The organism is Burkholderia cepacia GG4 (assembly GCF_000292915.1).
In the GTDB taxonomy this organism is placed as follows: Bacteria; Pseudomonadota; Gammaproteobacteria; order Burkholderiales; family Burkholderiaceae; genus Burkholderia; species Burkholderia cepacia_D.
In genome coordinates this window covers 2,016,604-2,033,576 of record NC_018514.1, presented here as the reverse complement: position 1 = coordinate 2,033,576, position 16,973 = coordinate 2,016,604, and the positions used below count along the sequence as shown (strand labels likewise).

17 protein-coding genes and 1 pseudogene are annotated in these 16,973 nt (G+C 66.6%); 9 read left to right on the top strand and 9 right to left on the bottom strand.

Going from position 1 to position 16,973, the window contains the following annotated elements; genetic code table 11:
- Positions 1-36 precede the first annotated feature (36 nt).
- Together GEM_RS24745 and GEM_RS24740 are read left to right on the top strand one after the other, a co-directional pair.
- Positions 37-1,284, top strand: coding sequence for an aconitase X (locus GEM_RS24745; protein WP_014900148.1), 1,248 nt, complete (start codon positions 37-39; stop codon positions 1,282-1,284).
- Complete coding sequence (locus tag GEM_RS24740; RefSeq protein WP_014900147.1) at positions 1,277-1,726, top strand: aconitase X swivel domain-containing protein; 450 nt, start codon at positions 1,277-1,279, stop codon at positions 1,724-1,726. Before GEM_RS24745 ends, GEM_RS24740 begins: the two co-directional genes overlap by 8 nt.
- Positions 1,727-1,746: 20 nt before the next feature.
- Here GEM_RS24740 and GEM_RS32350 read toward each other — a convergent pair whose 3' ends face one another.
- The 3 genes and pseudogenes from GEM_RS32350 to GEM_RS24725 all read right to left on the bottom strand — a co-directional run bounded on the left by GEM_RS32350 (position 1,747) and on the right by GEM_RS24725 (position 4,083).
- A complete protein-coding gene (locus GEM_RS32350) occupies positions 1,747-2,349 on the bottom strand; it encodes a hypothetical protein (RefSeq protein WP_014900146.1) in 603 nt (200 codons plus the stop codon).
- Entirely contained in the window at positions 2,346-2,891 is a 546-nt protein-coding gene (locus GEM_RS24730; RefSeq protein ID WP_014900145.1) for a hypothetical protein, read from the bottom strand. The genes GEM_RS32350 and GEM_RS24730 overlap by 4 nt, the downstream gene beginning before the upstream one ends.
- A gap of 110 nt (positions 2,892-3,001) precedes the next feature.
- Positions 3,002-4,083: pseudogene (locus GEM_RS24725) on the bottom strand (AraC family transcriptional regulator ligand-binding domain-containing protein).
- Positions 4,084-4,159: 76 nt separating this feature from the next.
- Between GEM_RS24725 and GEM_RS24720 the strand changes: the two are divergent.
- The gene (locus GEM_RS24720; RefSeq protein ID WP_014900143.1) at positions 4,160-6,193 is read left to right on the top strand and encodes an NADPH-dependent 2,4-dienoyl-CoA reductase; all 2,034 of its coding nucleotides are present in this window, start codon (positions 4,160-4,162) and stop codon (positions 6,191-6,193) included.
- A 191-nt stretch (positions 6,194-6,384) separates the two neighbouring features.
- Here the strand turns inward: GEM_RS24720 and GEM_RS24715 are convergent, their stop codons facing one another.
- On the bottom strand, positions 6,385-6,789 hold the full coding sequence (locus GEM_RS24715) for a DUF2471 family protein (protein WP_014900142.1): 405 nt from the start codon (positions 6,787-6,789) through the stop codon (positions 6,385-6,387).
- 188 nt (positions 6,790-6,977) lie between these two features.
- On the bottom strand, positions 6,978-7,871 hold the full coding sequence (locus GEM_RS24710) for a LysR family transcriptional regulator (RefSeq protein ID WP_014900141.1): 894 nt from the start codon (positions 7,869-7,871) through the stop codon (positions 6,978-6,980).
- Positions 7,872-7,957: 86 nt separating this feature from the next.
- Here GEM_RS24710 and GEM_RS24705 point away from each other — a divergent pair, with 86 nt between their 5' ends.
- Positions 7,958-8,743 carry an NAD(P)H-dependent oxidoreductase gene (locus GEM_RS24705; RefSeq protein WP_014900140.1) on the top strand — a complete coding sequence of 262 codons (786 nt, stop codon included), beginning with the start codon at positions 7,958-7,960 and terminating at the stop codon, positions 8,741-8,743.
- A gap of 139 nt (positions 8,744-8,882) precedes the next feature.
- On the opposite strand, the gene catC is transcribed toward GEM_RS24705, so the two are convergent.
- From catC to GEM_RS24690, 3 genes are read right to left on the bottom strand one after another with little or no spacing between them, the layout of a single operon-like run.
- A complete protein-coding gene (gene catC / locus GEM_RS24700) occupies positions 8,883-9,173 on the bottom strand; it encodes a muconolactone Delta-isomerase (RefSeq protein ID WP_014900139.1) in 291 nt (96 codons plus the stop codon).
- A 43-nt stretch (positions 9,174-9,216) separates the two neighbouring features.
- Positions 9,217-10,119, bottom strand: a complete 903-nt coding sequence (gene catA / locus GEM_RS24695; protein ID WP_014900138.1) for a catechol 1,2-dioxygenase — start codon at positions 10,117-10,119, stop codon at positions 9,217-9,219.
- Positions 10,120-10,150: 31 nt separating this feature from the next.
- Positions 10,151-11,284 carry a muconate/chloromuconate family cycloisomerase gene (locus GEM_RS24690; protein ID WP_014900137.1) on the bottom strand — a complete coding sequence of 378 codons (1,134 nt, stop codon included), beginning with the start codon at positions 11,282-11,284 and terminating at the stop codon, positions 10,151-10,153.
- Between the two features lie 91 nt (positions 11,285-11,375).
- Between GEM_RS24690 and GEM_RS24685 the strand changes: the two genes are divergently transcribed.
- Positions 11,376-12,266: a LysR family transcriptional regulator gene (locus tag GEM_RS24685; protein WP_014900136.1), complete on the top strand. Its 891-nt coding sequence runs from the start codon at positions 11,376-11,378 to the stop codon at positions 12,264-12,266.
- Between the two features lie 152 nt (positions 12,267-12,418).
- Here the strand turns inward: GEM_RS24685 and andR are convergent, their stop codons facing one another.
- Entirely contained in the window at positions 12,419-13,378 is a 960-nt protein-coding gene (gene andR, locus GEM_RS24680; protein ID WP_014900135.1) for an anthranilate 1,2-dioxygenase regulatory protein AndR, read from the bottom strand.
- A gap of 212 nt (positions 13,379-13,590) precedes the next feature.
- Between andR and andAc the strand changes: the two genes are divergently transcribed.
- From andAc to andAa, 4 genes are read left to right on the top strand one after another with little or no spacing between them, the layout of a single operon-like run.
- Positions 13,591-14,862, top strand: a complete 1,272-nt coding sequence (gene andAc, locus GEM_RS24675; RefSeq protein WP_014900134.1) for an anthranilate 1,2-dioxygenase large subunit AndAc — start codon at positions 13,591-13,593, stop codon at positions 14,860-14,862.
- A 14-nt stretch (positions 14,863-14,876) separates the two neighbouring features.
- Positions 14,877-15,353: an anthranilate 1,2-dioxygenase small subunit AndAd gene (gene andAd / locus GEM_RS24670; protein ID WP_014900133.1), complete on the top strand. Its 477-nt coding sequence runs from the start codon at positions 14,877-14,879 to the stop codon at positions 15,351-15,353.
- A 16-nt stretch (positions 15,354-15,369) separates the two neighbouring features.
- Positions 15,370-15,696 (top strand): anthranilate 1,2-dioxygenase ferredoxin subunit AndAb, encoded by a 327-nt coding sequence (gene andAb, locus GEM_RS24665; protein ID WP_014900132.1) that lies wholly within the window; start codon positions 15,370-15,372, stop codon positions 15,694-15,696.
- Positions 15,686-16,906, top strand: coding sequence for an anthranilate 1,2-dioxygenase system ferredoxin--NAD(+) reductase (gene andAa / locus GEM_RS24660; protein WP_014900131.1), 1,221 nt, complete (start codon positions 15,686-15,688; stop codon positions 16,904-16,906). Before andAb ends, andAa begins: the two co-directional genes overlap by 11 nt.
- Positions 16,907-16,973 lie beyond the last annotated feature (67 nt).

The window sequence follows — 16,973 nt, the reverse complement described above, 5'->3', positions numbered from 1 at the left end:
ATCCGGATCCACCGGACGAGACACGAGGAGCCCCCCATGCTGCAGTTGAGCGAGCGCGACGACGCGATGTTGCGCGGCGCATTCGGCGCCGGCGTCGCGCGCGCGATGCGGATCGTTGCACGCACGGCCGAAGTGATGTCGGCGCCGCATCTGATCGACATTACGTCCGCGCATATCGACGGCTGTCTTTACCACGGCCAGACCAGCCTAGACTTCGTCGAGTATTTCGTCGACGCGGGCGCGCAAGTTGCTGTGCCGACCACGCTGAACGTCGGGTCGCTCGACCTGATCCATCCCGAGCTCTATCACGGCGACCGCACGATCCAGCGCGATGCGCAGCGCCTGATGGATGCGCACCTGCAGCTCGGTTGCGAATCGAGCTTCACGTGCGCGCCGTATCAGCTGAAGAATCGGCCGCGCCTCGGCGAGCAGATCGCATGGGCGGAATCCAATGCGATCGTGTTCGCCAATTCGGTGCTCGGCGCGCGCACCAGCCGCTATGGCGACTTTCTCGATCTCGCCGCCGCGATCACCGGGCGTGCGCCATACGCGGGGCTGCATGTCGAATCGAATCGTGCCGCACGGATCGTGTTCAATGCACCGGATTTCGGCAACCGGCCGTCGCGCGACATCTATTTCGCGGCGCTCGGGCTGCTGATCGGCAAGATCGCGGGCGCGATCGTGCCGGCGATCGTCGGGCTGCCCGCGGACACCACCGAAGACGAACTCAAGGCGCTCGGCGCGGCCGCCGCATCGAGCGGGGCCGTCGCGCTGTTCCATGCGGTGGGCGTGACGCCCGAGGCGCCAACGCTCGACGCTGCGTTGCACGGACGGGCGGCGCAGCGGACGATCGAGGTCGCGATGGCCGATCTCGACGAAATCCGCCGCACGCTGAACCATGGCGCGGCTGGCGATGCGCTCGTCGCCGTCGCGCTCGGCACGCCGCATTTCTCGCTGGCCGAATTCCGCACGCTCGACGCGCTGCTCGATCAGTTCGACGGCAAGCCGAAGTGCGATTTCTACGTGAACACGAGCCGCTTCATCCTGTGGGAGCTGGGCGAGCTCGGACTCGCTTCGAAATTCGATGCGCGTGGCGTCCAGATCGTCGTCGATACCTGCACGTACATCACGCCGGTGATGAAGCAGCTGTCGGGTCTGGTGATGACCAACTCGGGGAAGTGGGCGTCGTATGCGCCCGCGAACATCGGCGTCACGGTGGCATACGGCAGCATGCGCGAGTGCGTGCGTTCCGCGTTCGAAGGAAAGGTGCGATTCGATGACTGACGCAACGATCGGGAAACTGACGGGCGACACGCTCGTGCCGGGCAGCACATGCGCAAAGACGATCGTGCTCGACAAGCCGCTCAGCTTCTGGGGCGGCTACGACTCGGGCGCGGGGCGGATCGTCGATCGCGGGCATCCGCAGGCGGGCGCGAGCCTGGCCGGCCGGATCATGGTGATGCCGCATGCGAAGGGCTCGAGTTCGAGCAGCAGCGTGCTCGCGGAAGCGGTGCGCAACGGCACCGGGCCGGTCGGGATCGTGCTGAAGGAGCGCGACCTGATCATCTCGATCGGCGCGATCGTCGCAGCCGAACTGTATGCGATCGCGGTGCCGGTGGTGTGCGTGACCGATGACGTGTACGACGCGATTGTCGCCGCGAACGGTGAAGTGCGGATCGATGCGGGTGATGGAGACGGCGGCGCGCGGATCGACGTCGGCGGCTGACGCATCGCGCGCCTGTCGGCTCAGAGGAAGCGGATGTGCGGCGCATCTGCCGCCGTGAGCGACAGCGCGTTTTTTGCCGCATTCATCTCGCGTCTGCCGCCGGGCTGATTGAGCCGTCGGATTTCGGGCCAGGCAATCACGCCGAACACCGAACGCAGGATCGTGCTCAGCGCGAGGAAGCCGAGCGCGGTTCCGCCAAACCACGCAAAGATGTCGAGCATGCCGTCCGTGCTGCCTTGCAGCGCGGACATGATACCGATGACGAACGCGACGGCGATCAGAACGCCGATCGTCACGATGACATCGGTTCGGGCGCTGGCGACGCGTGCGAGACGAACGAGATAGATCGAACCGTCAGTCACGTTGCGGATGCCGAAGATTGCGAGATTATCGCGCCCCTCGGCATACGCGACATCCAGCCGGTCGCCCGCAACGACGAACAGGTTGCGTGTCCCGCCGGTCCGGAGCGTGAGCGGCGCATCGAAAGCATCGAGTCGAAGCTCGATCTCCTCGATGCTTTGCGTGGTCCAGCCGAGGTTGTTGCTCCAGACCTTCGTACTGATCGTCTTCTGACTGACGGACGTCACGCAGCCGGACGCGATTCGCATGGAACGATCGGTCATACGTTGCTCCGTTCGTACGTGAGCCGGGGCGGCTGGCATTGCCACTTTTCCTGGGCTTCGCGCCGTTGCGGCCGGAACACCAGTTCGGACAAGCCGGCGATCGAGAGCAGCGTGCCCAGCATGCTGATGATGCTGACGAACACGGTCAGGGCGAGGGCGAGCGCCCAGCCGGATTTGAACGCGGCGCTACCGATCAGCAGGCTCAGCACGAACACGCACGACGCCCATGTGAGCAGCGACAGATTACGTTCCTTCTGCGCGAGCGCGTCGTAGGGCTGAATCGTCACATCGTTGCTGGCGATCCACGCGATTCGGCGACGACCATGATCGTCGAACACGCACGCGCGCACCGCCATCCCGGGTTTCAACAGATCGACCTGCTTGAACGCGTCGGCGTCGATATCGTCGGCGCAAAGGAAGTAGCAGGCGTCCTGCATCGTCACGCGATAAATCGGCACCTTCTTGTTGTCGACCGCGATACGGACCAGGTTCGTATCGATACGGTCGATCGTCGACTCGATCACGGTGGTGTGACTGGACATGGCTGGAAGCGGGCGTCGGCCCGTATCGCGTTGGCGTGCCATTCATCATACCGATGAAAATGAAATGCGGGCCACGCGTATGGCGGTATGGCGCCGCCCGCGTTTTCCCGTTATTCGTGCGCGGTTCCTGCCGCGGCCTCCCGATACGCGCTCGGCGTCTGCCCGGCCCACCTTCGGAACGCCCGCGTGAAATTCGCCGGGTCGGTGAATTGCAGTCGCTCGGCGATCGTCTTCAGGTCGAGGTCCGATGCCGACAGCAGTTGCTTCGCGTCGCGAAACCGCGCTTCGTCGAGCAGTTGGCGATAGCTTGCCCCGGCTCCTTCCAGCCGGCGCCGCAACGTGCGCGTTGAAACGAGTAGCGCGTCCGCGAGCGCCTCCGGGCCTGGATAGTCGCCGGCCTTTCTCGCCAGTTCCGCGCGCACGCGCTCGACGAGATCGCCTTCCTCCTGGCGCACCTGCGCGTACTCGCGCTCGACCTGCACGAGCGCCTGCCGGTGCGCGACTTCGTCGGCGAGCGGCAGCGGCCAGTCGAGCACGTCGCGCGCGATCCACAGCGCATTTGCCGCGCAGCCGAATTCGACCGGCGGCAGCTGATCGCGATAACGCACGAAGTAACCGGGTTCCGGCCACGTGAAGCGCAGCGCGATCGGCGGCGACGCGCGCCCGGACCACTGCGAGATGTTTTGTGCGAGCCCCGTCAGCACGAACTCGAACATCACGTGATGCTGCAGCACGGGACTCGCCTGCACGCCGTGCAACTCGAGCGTCGCGCCGTGTTCGTCCTCCGCATAGGTCAGCCGATATTGACGGTTGCGCATCCGGAAGTAGCGCTGCGTGACGACCAATGCGTCGCGGATGTCCAGGGCGGTCAGCGTTGCATAGCCGAGGAAGCCGTGCACGGTCGGCTTCAGCAGCAACCCGAACGCGAGCCCGATGCCCGGATCGCCGCCGATCTCGATCGCGTTGAGCACGAGCCGGCCCCATTGCGTCGGCGCGATGCGCGCGTCCGGTTCGGCCAACACCGCGTCGCGCAGCCCGGTGCCCGCGCGCACCGCGGCCAGATCGACGCCGCGCGCGGCCAGCGCCTGCAGCAGCAGGCGCGTATAGGCGACCGGAATCGTCGGCCGGCGCAGCCCGAGGTGGTCCTTGCGTGGCATGGGGGTATGTCTTTTTGGCCGGAAATGACAAGCATTATGGCTGTTTGCCCCCTCACGTTCAAGGCGGCGCGCGGCCTACGATGACAACCATCGCCTACCGGCAGGATCATCATGACGACCCCCTTTCCCCATCTGCTCGCGCCGCTCGATCTCGGCTTCACGACGCTGAAGAACCGCGTGCTGATGGGCTCGATGCACACGGGCCTCGAGGACAGCCGCAAGACGCTGCCCAGGCTCGCCGACTATTTCGCCGAACGCGCGCGCGGCGGCGTCGGGCTGATCGTGACCGGCGGCTTCGCGCCGAACGTGGCCGGCTGGACCAAGCCGTTCGGCGGCACGCTGATGACGTCGGCCGGCGCGCGGCGGCATCGGGTGATCACCGACGCCGTGCATGCGGACGACGGCAAGATCGCGCTGCAGATCCTGCATACCGGCCGCTACGGCTACCACCCGTTCGCGGTCGCGCCGTCGAAGATCAAGTCGCCGATCTCGCCGTTCGCGCCGCATGAACTCAGTGCGCGCGGCGTCGAGCGGCAAATCCGCGCGTTCATCCGCTGCGCGCAGCTTGCGCGCGAGGGCGGCTACGACGGCGTCGAGATCATGGGCTCCGAGGGTTACCTGATCAACCAGTTCATCTCGATGCATACCAACAAGCGCACCGACCAGTGGGGCGGTTCGTACGAGAACCGTATCCGCCTGCCGATCGAGATCATCGAGCGCACGCGCGAAGCGGTCGGGCGCGACTTCATCCTGATCTACCGGCTGTCGATGCTCGACCTGATCCCGGACGGCAGCGACTGGAGCGAGACCGTGCAGCTCGCGAAGGCTGTCGAGCGCGCGGGCGCGACCATCATCAACACGGGGATCGGCTGGCACGAGGCGCGCGTGCCGACGATCGCGACGTCGGTGCCGCGCGGTGCGTTCGCATGGGTGACGAAGAAGATGAAGGGCGAGGTCGGCATTCCGCTCGTGACGACCAACCGGATCAACCGGCCCGAAGTGGCCGAGCAGATTCTCGCGGACGGTTGCGCGGACATGGTATCGATGGCGCGTCCGCTGCTCGCGGATGCCGAGTTCGTCGTCAAGGCCGCGCAGGGCCGCGCCGACGAGATCAACACCTGCATCGGCTGCAACCAGGCGTGCCTCGACCACGCGTTCAAGAACAAGATTGCGTCATGCCTGCTGAATCCGCGCGCGTGTCACGAGACGGAGCTGATCTACGCGCGTGCGCAGCAGCCGAAACGCATCGCGGTGGTCGGCGCGGGGCCGGCCGGGCTGGCGTGCTCGACCGTGCTCGCGCAGCGCGGCCATCAGGTCGACCTGTTCGATGCGGCGGCGGAGATCGGCGGCCAGTTCAACATGGCGAAGCGGATTCCGGGCAAGGAGGAGTTCGATGAAGCGCTGCGCTATTTCGGCAGGCAGGTCGAGCTGACCGGCGTGAACCTGCACCTGAACCGCCGCGTCGACGCGAGCGACCTGATCGCGGGCGGCTACGACGAGATCGTGCTCGCGACCGGCGTGGCACCGCGCGACCCGAAGATTCCCGGCCAGGACGGGCCGAACGTGCTCAGCTACATCGACGTGCTCGCGGGCAGGCAACCGGTCGGCCGGCGTGTCGTGGTGGTCGGCGCGGGCGGCATCGGCTTCGATGTCGCCGAATATCTGGTGCACGACGGCGCGTCGCCGACGCTCGACCTGGCCGAGTGGAAAGCCGAATGGGGCGTGACCGATCCGGCCGAGACGCGCGGCGGCGTGACGCGTGCACAGGTCACGGCGCCCGCTCGCGAAGTGACGCTGCTGCAGCGCAAGGCCGCGCCGCTCGGCAAGGGGCTCGGCAAGACGACCGGCTGGATTCACCGCGCGACGCTGAAGATGAAGCAGGTGAAGATGATCGGCGGCGTGAACTACGAACTGATCGATGCACGCGGGCTGCACGTGTCGTACGGCGAGCAGCGCACTGATCACGAACTGATCGAGGCCGATACGATCGTGTTGTGCACGGGGCAGGAGCCGCAGCGCGCGTTGCTTGCGCCGCTGCAGGCGGCCGGACGCTCGGTGCACCTGATCGGCGGCGCGGAACTGGCCGCCGAGCTCGACGCGAAGCGTGCGATCGATCAGGGCTCGCGGCTCGCCGCACGGTTGTAACAGGCCGCCATGCGGACTTCGGTGCGGCGTTCGTCGCGCGGCGGTGGCTTGCCTGCGCGACGGCTCGCGACGTTTCGTCCGATGGCCCGGTTCGCTGGCACGGGATACCAGCGGAGCGCACGTACCGCGTCGCCACGCGATGGGGCGACGCGCATCCCGGCAGACCGCGATCCGCAACCGGCCGGCGCGCGTCAGGCCGCTTCGGCCCGTTCTTCCTCTTCCGCTTCGAGCATGGCCTTGACGATCAGGTAGACGGCCGGCAGGTCGTCGTCGTCGCGACGCCAGTCGACCGGCTCTTCGACGTCAGCGGCGACCAGCCGGCTGTCGCGCAGGCGGATGAACGCGTCGACGACCGTCGGATCGTTGCGGCTCAGGAAACCGGAGTTCGAGAATGCGAGCTCCTCGACGTTCAGCAGCGCCTGCCAGCTCATCGTGCGGACGGCGGCCGGATGGGTGCGGCGTCGCAGGCCGAGCGCGCGCTGCGCGGGGCCGCCGACGACACGCTGCAGATCGACGACCGCCCGCTGCGCGGCACGCTCGAAGTGGGCGGGGTTGAAGCCGGGTTGCTCGGTATCGAATGCGGATGACTGGAACATGGTCGCCTCACAAAAGTCCGTCCGTCATGGGTGACGGAATTCGGGTCAAATGGTGCAAAAAGCACTGTAAATATATACAGTGTTCGAGGCGGTTTCAAGTCCTGAGTGAACGCGCGTGCGTCGAGACCGGTCCGGAATGGACGGAGGCGAGGGGCGCAGCGTGCAGCCGTACCCGTGCGGCACGCGTTCTACACCGACGCCGCGATCGTCTCGCGCAACCATCGATGCGCCGGATCGCGATGCACGCGTTCGTGCCAAAGCATCGACATCTCGTAGCCCGGCACGTCGACCGGCGCTTCCACGACGCGCAACGCGGGCGTGCCGCGCACCAGACGCTCGGGCAGCATCGCGACGAGGTCGGTACTGGCGACGGCCGACATCACGAACAGGAAATGTGGCACGGACAGCACGACACGTCGTGCGGCGCCCGCTTTTGCGAGCGCTTCGTCCGTCACGCCGAAGAAGCCGCCGCCGTCGGGCGACACGATCACGTGTTCCAGCGCGCCGAACTGCGCGAGCGTGGGGCGCCGCTTCAGCTTCGGATGACCGGCGCGACCGACCAGCACGTAGCGCTCGACGAACAGCGGCAGGCGCCGCATGCCTTCCGGCGAACCTTCGGTCGTATGGAACGCCAGGTCGATGCCGCTTCGCTCCGCGTCCTGCTCGATGCGGGGCGGCACGAGTTCGACGACGGCGAGCCGCGTAGCGGGGGCGGCCGAGCGCAGCGCGTTCAGCGCGGGCAGGACGATCGTCGATTCGCCATAGTCGGTCGCGGCCACGCGCCACGTATTCGTCGCGGTCGCCGGATCGAACGGCGTGGCCGTCAGCACCGCGCGTTCGACCGCTTCGAGTGCGTCCCGCAGCGGCTCGCGCAGCGTTTCCGCGCGCGCGGTCGGCCGCATCCCGCGCGGCCCGGGCAGCAGCAGCGGATCGCCGAACAGGTCGCGCAGTTTCTGCAACTGCACGCTGACCGACGGTTGCGACAGGTTCAGCTTTTCCGCTGCCCGCGTGACGTTGTGCTCGGCGAGCAGCACGTCGAGCGTGACCAGCAGGTTCAGATCCAGTCGCCTGAGATTGTTCATCGCTATACCTGGAATATCTGGAATTCATTTCCAATATACCTTCGGCGACGGCATCCTGCAGTCATTCAATCACCGGAGCAATGAACATGAATGTGCTGATCGTCTATGCCCATCCCGAGCCGCGCTCGCTGAACGGTGCGTTGCGGGACTTCGCGGTCGAGCATCTCGAAGCGGCGGGTCATGCCGTGCAGGTGACCGATCTGTATGCGATGAACTGGAAGGCCGCGTTCGATGCGAGTGATGTAACCGGTCGCGCCCCCGATGCGCGCTTCGATCCCGCGCTCGATTCGAAGCATGCGTTCGAGACGGGCACGCAGCGCGACGACATCGCGCGCGAACAGGAAAAGCTGAAGTGGGCCGATGCGGTGATCCTGCAGTTTCCGCTGTGGTGGTTCTCGATGCCGGCGATCATGAAGGGCTGGGTCGAGCGTGTGTATGCGTATGGTTTTGCGTACGGCGTCGGCGAGCATTCCGACCAGCACTGGGGCGACCGTTACGGCGAAGGCTCGTTCGCGGGCAAGCGCGCGATGGTGATCGTCACAACCGGCGGCTGGGAGTCGCACTACAGCGCGCGCGGCATCAACGGACCGATCGACGACGTGCTGTTCCCGATCCAGCACGGGATTCTGTATTACCCGGGGTTCGATGTGCTGCCGCCGTTCGTGATCTACCGGACGCACCGGATGGACGACGCGCGTTTCGATGAAACGCGTGCGGCGCTCGGCAAGCGTCTGGACGAACTGTCGACCGCGCAGCCGATTCCGTTCCGCCGGCAGAACGCGGGCGACTACGACATTCCGGCGCTGACGCTGAAGGCGGAGATCGCACCGGAGCAGGTGGGGTTTGCGGCGCATCTGGCGCGCGAGCGGTGATCGCCGCGACATCATCATGATGCGTGGCGATACCTGAAGCCAGGAGCTGCAAAGCAACACGGGCGACCGGCGAGAACATCGCCGGCCGCCCGTGTCGGGCTTCGCGCGGCCGTTCGGTAACGGCGCGCTTCACACCCACTTACCGATCATCCTCCCGCACCGAAGAAGGATGCCGGCACAGCGCCCGCACTTCCATCTCCATATACGGAAACAACGGCAGCTGACTCAACAGGTCATGCAGCTGCTGCACGCTCTCGACGTCGAAGATGCTGACGTTCGCATACTGCCCCGCGATCCGCCACAGGTGCCGCCAGATCCCTTCGTTCATCAGGCGCTGGCACATCGCCTTCTCTTCGGCCTTCAGCGTCGCCGCCTTGACCGGATCCATGTCCGCCGGCAGACGGACGGTCATTTCCACATGAAACAGCATCCTGTGCTCCTTGCGTTATCGATTCGTCGAACGGGAGGGCCGCTCAGGCCTGCGCACGCGCCCGCTCGACTTCGCTCGCCGGCACGTCCTGTTTCTCCTTGAGCAGCGAGAAATCGAAGTCGATCAGCGCGAACTGCCCGTCGATGCCATACGGCTTGCCTTGCGCGCCCTCGGCCTGCTTGACCTGCGGGATCAGCCCTTCGCGGGTCGCGAATGCGAAGTCGTCCCAGATGTGCGGATCGCCTTCGATGTTGATCTGCGTCGTCAGCTTACGATATCCGTCCGCGGAAACGAAGAAGTGGATGTGCGCCGGACGGTGGCCATGGCGGCCGAGCTGGTCGAGCAGCTGCTCGGTCTTGCTGCCCGGCGGCACGCTGTAGCCCACCGGCAGCACGCTGCGGAAGCTGTAGCGGCCGTCGGCATCGGTGCGGATCGAGCGGCGCAGGTTGAACGCCGGCTGCGATTGATCGAAGTACGAGTAGTTGCCCAGATGGTTCGCGTGCCACACCTCGACGAGCGCATTCGCGATCGGCGCGCCGTCCTGCCCGAGCACCTGGCCGCGCATGATCAGCGTCTGGCCCGGATCGGTGCCGTCGTCGAGACGCGCATGGCCGACCGATTCCGGCGCGCCCGCGACATACAGCGGCCCTTCGATCGTGCGCGGCGTGCCGCCCTGGAAGCCGGCCTTCTCCTCGGCCTCGTCCATCCGCACGTCGAGGAAGCGCTCGAGGCCGAGGCCCGCGGCGATCAGCCCGAATTCCCGGCCGGCTTCGTTCAGGTAGTTGAGCGCGGTCCAGAACTCGCTGGGCTGCACGTCGAAGTCCTCGATCGTGTAGCAGATGTCCTTCACGATCCGGTTGACGATCGCGCGCACGCGCGGGTTGCCGGGCTGTTCCGCGGCATCGTCGAAGGTCTTCAGCAGTGCGTCGATGGCTGGCTTGTTCATCTGTGTCTCCGGTTTCGGTTGTCGTGTGGGGTCAGCGGGCGTCGCGTCGCATCCGTTCGATGCGGGCCCAGTCGAAGGTGATGCCGAGGCCGGGCGTCGCCGGCAGGTGCAGCTTGAAATCCTGGTAGCGCAGCGGCTCGACGAGGATTTCCTCGGTGAGCAGCAGCGGGCCGAACAGCTCGGTGCCCCATTTCAGCGAGCCGAACGTGCTGAACAGTTGCGCGGACGCCATCGTGCCGGCCGCGCCTTCGAGCATCGTGCCGCCGTACAGGTCGATGCCGGCTGCCGACGCGATCGATGCGACGCTCGCCGCGCCGAGCAGGCCGCCCGACTGCGCGATCTTCACCGCGAACACGTCGGCCGCGCGGTCCTGCGCGAGCGCGAACGCATCGACGGGGCCGTGCAGCGCTTCGTCGGCCATGATCGGAATCTGCGCGAGCTGTGTGAGACGTTTGAGCCCCGCGCGGTTGGTCGCGGCGATCGGCTGCTCGACGAGGCTCACGCCGGCATCGGCGAGTCGGGCGCCGGCCCGGATCGCATCGGTTTCGGTCCATGCCTGGTTCACGTCGACGCGCACGTCGCCGCGCTCGCCGAGCGCGCGCTTGATCGCGATCACGTGTGCGACGTCGTCGTCGACCGCGTTCGATCCGATCTTCAGCTTGAATGCGCGATGGCGGCGTGCTTCGAGCATCGCCTCGGCCTCCGCGATGTCGCGCTGCGTGTCGCCGCTCGCGAGCGTCCATGCGACGTCGACCGCGTCGGTCGTGCGACCGCCGAATAGTTCGGACAGCGGCACGCCGAGGCGGCGCGCCTGCGCGTCGAACAGTGCGGTCTCGAGCGCGCACTTCGCGAACCGGTTGCCCTGGAACAGCTTGCGCGCACGGGCCATCGCGGCACCGGGGCGGGTTGCGTCCATGCCTTGCAGCAGCGGCGCGAAATAGGTGTCGATGTTGACCTTGATGCTCTCGGGGCTCTCCTCGCCGTACGCGAGACCGCCGATCGTGGTCGCTTCGCCGACGCCTTCGATACCGTCCGTGCATCGAACGCGGACTAGCACGAGGGTCTGGCAATTCATCGTCGCGACCGACAGTTTGTGGGGCCGGATCGTCGGCACGTCGACGAGCAGCGTCTCGATGCGTTCGATGGTGGCGGTAGTTGCTATCATGCGATTCCTCCTGTTGGTGCACATGGTAGGAATTCCCGCCCGGCGTCGTCCAACACTCTTTCCGACTACTTCCATACCTTTGAGGCATGAAATGGAATTGCGCCAGCTCCGGTACTTCATCGCCGTCGCGGAGGAAATGAACATCACGCGGGCCGCGGAGCGGCTGCACATGACGCAGCCGCCGCTGAGCCGCCAGCTCCAGGCGATCGAGGACGAGGTCGGGTTGCCGTTGTTCGAGCGCGGCGCACGGCCGCTGAAACTGACCGACGCGGGCCGCGTGTTCTATGCGCAGGCGACGCGCGTCGTCGAACAGGCCGACGAGCTCGGCCCGCTGACGCGGCGGCTCGCGCAGTTGTCGAAACGGATCGTGATCGGCTTCGTGCCGTCGACGCTCTATGGCGCGCTGCCGGACGTGATTCGCGCGTTTCGCGAGGCGCAGCCGGACGTCGAGCTGTCGCTGATCGAAATGTTCACGCTCGAACAGCTCGGCGCACTGAAGGGTGGGCGGATCGACGTCGGGTTCGGCCGCCTGCGCTTCGACGACGACCAGCTCGTGCGCGAGGCGCTGATCGAGGAAAAGCTGATCGCGGCGCTGCCGGTCGGGCATCCGCTCGCCGCTCCGGACCGGCCGCTGACGCTTGCGGACATCGCGAACGAGACGCTGATCGTCTATCCGAGCACGCCGCGGCCGAGCTTCGCGGATCAGCAGCTGTCGGCGCTGCGCGACGGCGCGCTCGTGCCGGCGGCCGTGCACGAGGTGCGCGAACTGCAGACGGCGCTCGGGCTCGTCGCCGCGCAGGTGGGTGTGTCGCTGGTGCCGGAAAGCGTGGAGGGCGTGCGCGTGAAGGGCGTCGTCTATCGACGGCTCCCGGAACCCATGGCGACGTCGCCGATCATCATGAGCCGCCGGCTGCACGGCGAAAGCGCCGCGACGGTCGCATTCTGCGCGATTGCGCGGGAGATGATCGGGGCGGCGGCCTGATGGGTGTCGTTGCTCTCGAGCATCGCAACTAACGGTCTGTTTTGGCGTGCGCCGGTGAATGCGGAGAAGGCGTCGCAATGTCACGTCCGGCGATGCAGGCCCGCGCCGGTCGTACAGGTCGCAGGCTTCAGGTCGCGCCAGCGAATGCGTCGCTATCGCTTCGCGTCGAGCGTTTCCGACGGCGATTCGCCGAACTTCTCCCGATACGCGATCGCGAACCGTCCGAGGTGGGTAAACCCGCAATCGAGCGCGATATCGGCGATCCGTCGCTCGGACACCGACCCGCGCAGCAACTCCCGCGCATGGTCGAGCCGCGTCGCGCGCAGGTATTGCATCGGGCTCAGACCGCGGAACTGCAGGAAGGCGTCGCGCAGCGTCCGTTCCGGCACGTTGGCGGCCTGGACGATATCGGCGAGTTGCAGCGGCTGCGCGTAGTGCGCGTTCACGAACTCCTGCGCGCGCCGCACGAAGCCCGGCGCTGGATCGCGATGTGACGCGTGCAGTACCGACGGCGGGTGGCCCTCGATCAGCAGGTCGATCAGCAGGTGCTCGAGCTGCGACGCGACACGCGGGTTCGCGTTCGCGCGCTCGAGCAGTTCGGGCGAGCGTGCGACGAGCATCAGTTGCTGGCGCCACGCGGCGAGCGCGGCGTCGCTGACGTGCAGCACGGGATCGAGCGTCGCGCGCGGGTCGCCCGTCAGCGCGCCGACCGTGGCCGCGTCGATGCGCAGCACGAACTGCTCGCAATCGGCCGACAGCACGGCGTCGAAGGGTTCCCCGGGCGCGCACAGCACGCCGGTCTGGCCGTCGACACCGAGCTGCCGCCCCATCGCGCGTACCTCGGCCTGGCCGGACAGGCAGAACATCAGCAGGTAGTAGCCGTCGACCGCGTCGACCCGTACGCGCATCGCGTCGCCGAATGCGATCGTGCCGATCCCGAGCCCGCCGAGCCTGACGAAATCCATGTGCGACGCACCGTGCGTGCGGCCGTTCGGCAACAGCGCATGCGGCTGCATCACGCGCGAGATCCGCTCGCGCGTCTCGTCGAGATCGCGGGATTCGAACAGCCGGTGCGCGCGCAGCGCGAGCGGCTCGAACGACGTTGGGGACATGGGCCTCAGCCTTTGTATGAGCGACGCGCGCTTCGATCCGATGAATGGGTCGCGATCGTGCGCAGGTCGTGTGTGCCGCCATGCTAGCGCAGAAATCCGCCGAAAGTGGATATTGCGCCGCCGCAATCGCACTTTCCGGATAGACGGCGAATATTAGCCTTTCAAAAATGGACTCCATCTTGTTAATGAAACGGAACCACAAGGAGTCCGACATGGAGCAGACAGAATCGCCCGTCGTGTTCGCCTCGCGCGACGACGCGTCCGCCGTGCGTTTTCCGCACGACGACGGCTCGCGCGTGCCATACAAGGTGTTCAGCTCGCAGGCCGTCTACGAACGCGAGCAGGAACGCATCTTTCGCGGCCCGACGTGGAACTTCGTTGCGCTGGAAGCGGAAATCCCGAACGCCGGTGACTTCAAGAGCACGTTCGTCGGCGATACGCCGGTGGTCGTCACGCGCACCGAAGACGGCGCGCTTTCCGCCTGGGTGAACCGCTGCGCGCACCGCGGCGCGCAGGTGTGCCGCAAGTCGCGCGGCAACGCGAGCTCGCACACGTGCGTGTATCACCAGTGGAGCTTCGACAACTCGGGCAACCTGCTCGGCGTGCCCTTCCGGCGCGGCCAGAAGGGGATGTCCGGGATGCCGGCCGACTTCGACCCGAAGCAGCACGGGCTGCGCAAGCTGCGCGTCGACAGCTATCGCGGGCTCGTGTTCGCGAGCTTCAGCGACGAAGTGGCGCCGCTGCCCGACTATCTCGGCGAGCAGATGCGTCCGTGGATCGACCGGATCTTCCACAAGCCGATCGAGTATCTCGGCTGCACGCGCCAGTATTCGAAGTCGAACTGGAAGCTGTACATGGAGAACGTGAAGGACCCGTATCACGCGAGCATGCTGCACCTGTTCCATACGACCTTCAACATCTTCCGCGTCGGGATGAAGGCGCGCTCGATTCCGGATGCGAACCACGGGCTGCACAGCATCATCACGGTGACGAAGACGGGCGACGATACGTCGGCCGCGTACAAGCAGCAGAACATCCGGTCGTTCGACGAGGGTTTCCATCTGGAAGACGAGTCGATCCTCGATCTCGTGTCGGAATACGACGAGGACTGCACCAACCATATCCAGCCGATCTTCCCGCAGCTCGTGATCCAGCAGATCCACAACACGCTGGTCGCGCGGCAGATCCTGCCGAAGGGGCCGGACAACTTCGAGCTGATCTTCCACTTCTTCGGCTACGCGGACGACACGCCCGAGCTGCGCGCGCTGCGCATCAAGCAGGCGAACCTGGTCGGGCCGGCCGGCTATATCTCGATGGAAGACACGGAGGCGACCGAGCTGGTGCAGCGCGGCACGGTGCGCGACGCCGACGCGACGTCGGTGATCGAGATGTCGCGCGGCAATCCTGACCAGCAGGACACGGTGATCACCGAAAGCCTGATCCGCAAGTTCTGGGTCGGCTACCAGAAGCTGATGGGCTATTGATGCGGGAGCGCGAAATGACGGAAGACATGAAGACGTGGTTCGAGATTTACATGCTTCAGAACCGCTACATCGGCCACCTCGACAACGACCGGCTCGAACACTGGCCGGAAATGTTCACCGAGGACTGCACGTACGAGATCGTGCCGAAGGAGAACGCCGATCTCGGGCTGCCGGTCGGGATCGTCCACTGCACGAACCAGCGGATGCTGCGCGACCGCGTGGTGTCGCTGCGGCACGCGAACATCTTTGAAGAGCACACGTACCGGCACATGACGTCGGGCCTGACGATCGTCGCGGAGCGTGACGGCGAGATCGACACCGAGAGCAACTACGTGGTCGTGCAGACCCGCAGCAACGGCGAATCGAACGTGTACCAGGCCGGCAAGTACTACGACACGGTCGTGCGTACGCCCGACGGGCTGCGCTACAAGACCAAGCGCGTGATCTACGACACGTCGCGCGTGCAGACGCTGCTTGCGACCCCGATCTGACAGCCAAGGAAACGACATGACCGAAGCAACGCTCGCCGAATGGCACCCGCTGGGTGCATTCGACGAATTCTCCGAAGACGAACCGGCGGCACGCGTCGCCGGCCAGAAGCCGATCGCAGTGTTTCGGATCGGCGAAGAACTGTTCGCGATGCACGACCTTTGTTCGCATGGCCATGCGCGCTTGTCCGAAGGCTATGTGGAAGACGGTTGTGTCGAGTGCCCGCTGCACCAGGGGCTGATCGACATTCGCACGGGGGCGCCGAAATGCGCGCCGATCACCGAGCCGGTGCGGACCTATCCGGTCCGGATCGTCGACGGGCAGGTAGAAGTCAATGTCGGCTGACCCGTTCGTGATCGTCGGCGCCGGCCACGCGGCGCGGCGTACGGCCGAAGCGCTGCGTGCGCGCGACACCGATGCGCGCATCGTGATGATCGGCGCCGAACCCGAGCTGCCGTACGACCGGCCCGCGCTGTCGAAGGATGCGCTGCTGAACGACGGCGGCGAGCAGCGCGCGTTCGTGCGCGATGCCGCGTGGTACGACGCGCAACGCATCGAGCTGCGGCTCGGCACGCGCGTCGAGGCGATCGAGCGCGATGCGCAGCGTGTGCGGCTCGATCACGGCGCGACGTTGCCGTACGCGCGGCTCGTGCTTGCGACGGGTTCGCGCGTGCGTGCGTTCGGCGGACCGGTCGACGCAGGCGTCGTTCCGCATTACGTGCGCACCGTTGCCGACGCGCGGGCGTTGCGCGCGCAGCTCGCGCCGGGCCGTCGCGTGGCGGTGCTCGGCGGCGGCTTCATCGGCCTCGAAGTGGCCGCTGCGGCGCGGCAGCTCGGTTGCGACGTGACGGTGATCGACCCGGCCGCGCGCTTGCTGCAGCGCGCGTTGCCGGAAGTCGTCGGCGCGTATGCGCGTCAGTTGCATGACGCGCGCGGCGTGAGCTTTCAGATGGCGACGCTGCCGCGCGCGATTCGTCATGCACCGGGCGGCGGTGCGATCGTCGAGACCGATCGGGGCGACGTGCATGCCGACATCGTCGTGGTCGGCATCGGCGTCGTACCCAATGTCGAACTCGCGCAGGCGGCCGGGCTCGACGTCGACAACGGGATCCGTGTCGATGCAGGGTGCCGCACCAGCGATCGGGCGATCTTCGCGACGGGCGAGGTGACGATGCACTTCAATCCGCTGCTCGGGCGTCACGTGCGAATCGAGTCGTGGCAGGTCGCGGAAAACCAGCCGGCTGTCGCGGCTGCGAACCTGCTCGGCGCGGACGAAACCTATGCCGAGCTGCCGTGGCTGTGGTCCGATCAGTACGACTGCAACCTGCAGATGCTCGGGCTGTTCGGCAGCGAGCAGGCCACGGTCGTGCGCGGCGATCCGGCGAGCGGGCCGTTCACGGTGTTCGGGCTGGACGACGACGGGAAGATCGCGGCGGTCGCCGCGGCGAACCTGGGGCGCGACATCGGTGCAGCGCGCCGGTTGATCGCGGCAGGCGCGGTGCCCGATCCGGTGAAACTCGCCGATCCGGCGGTGAACCTGAAGACGTTGCTCTGAGGCAGCGCGCGAACGCGGATCGGGTGGCCGCGTTCGCGGCGGTACCCGGCGGGGGGATGGAAGCCCG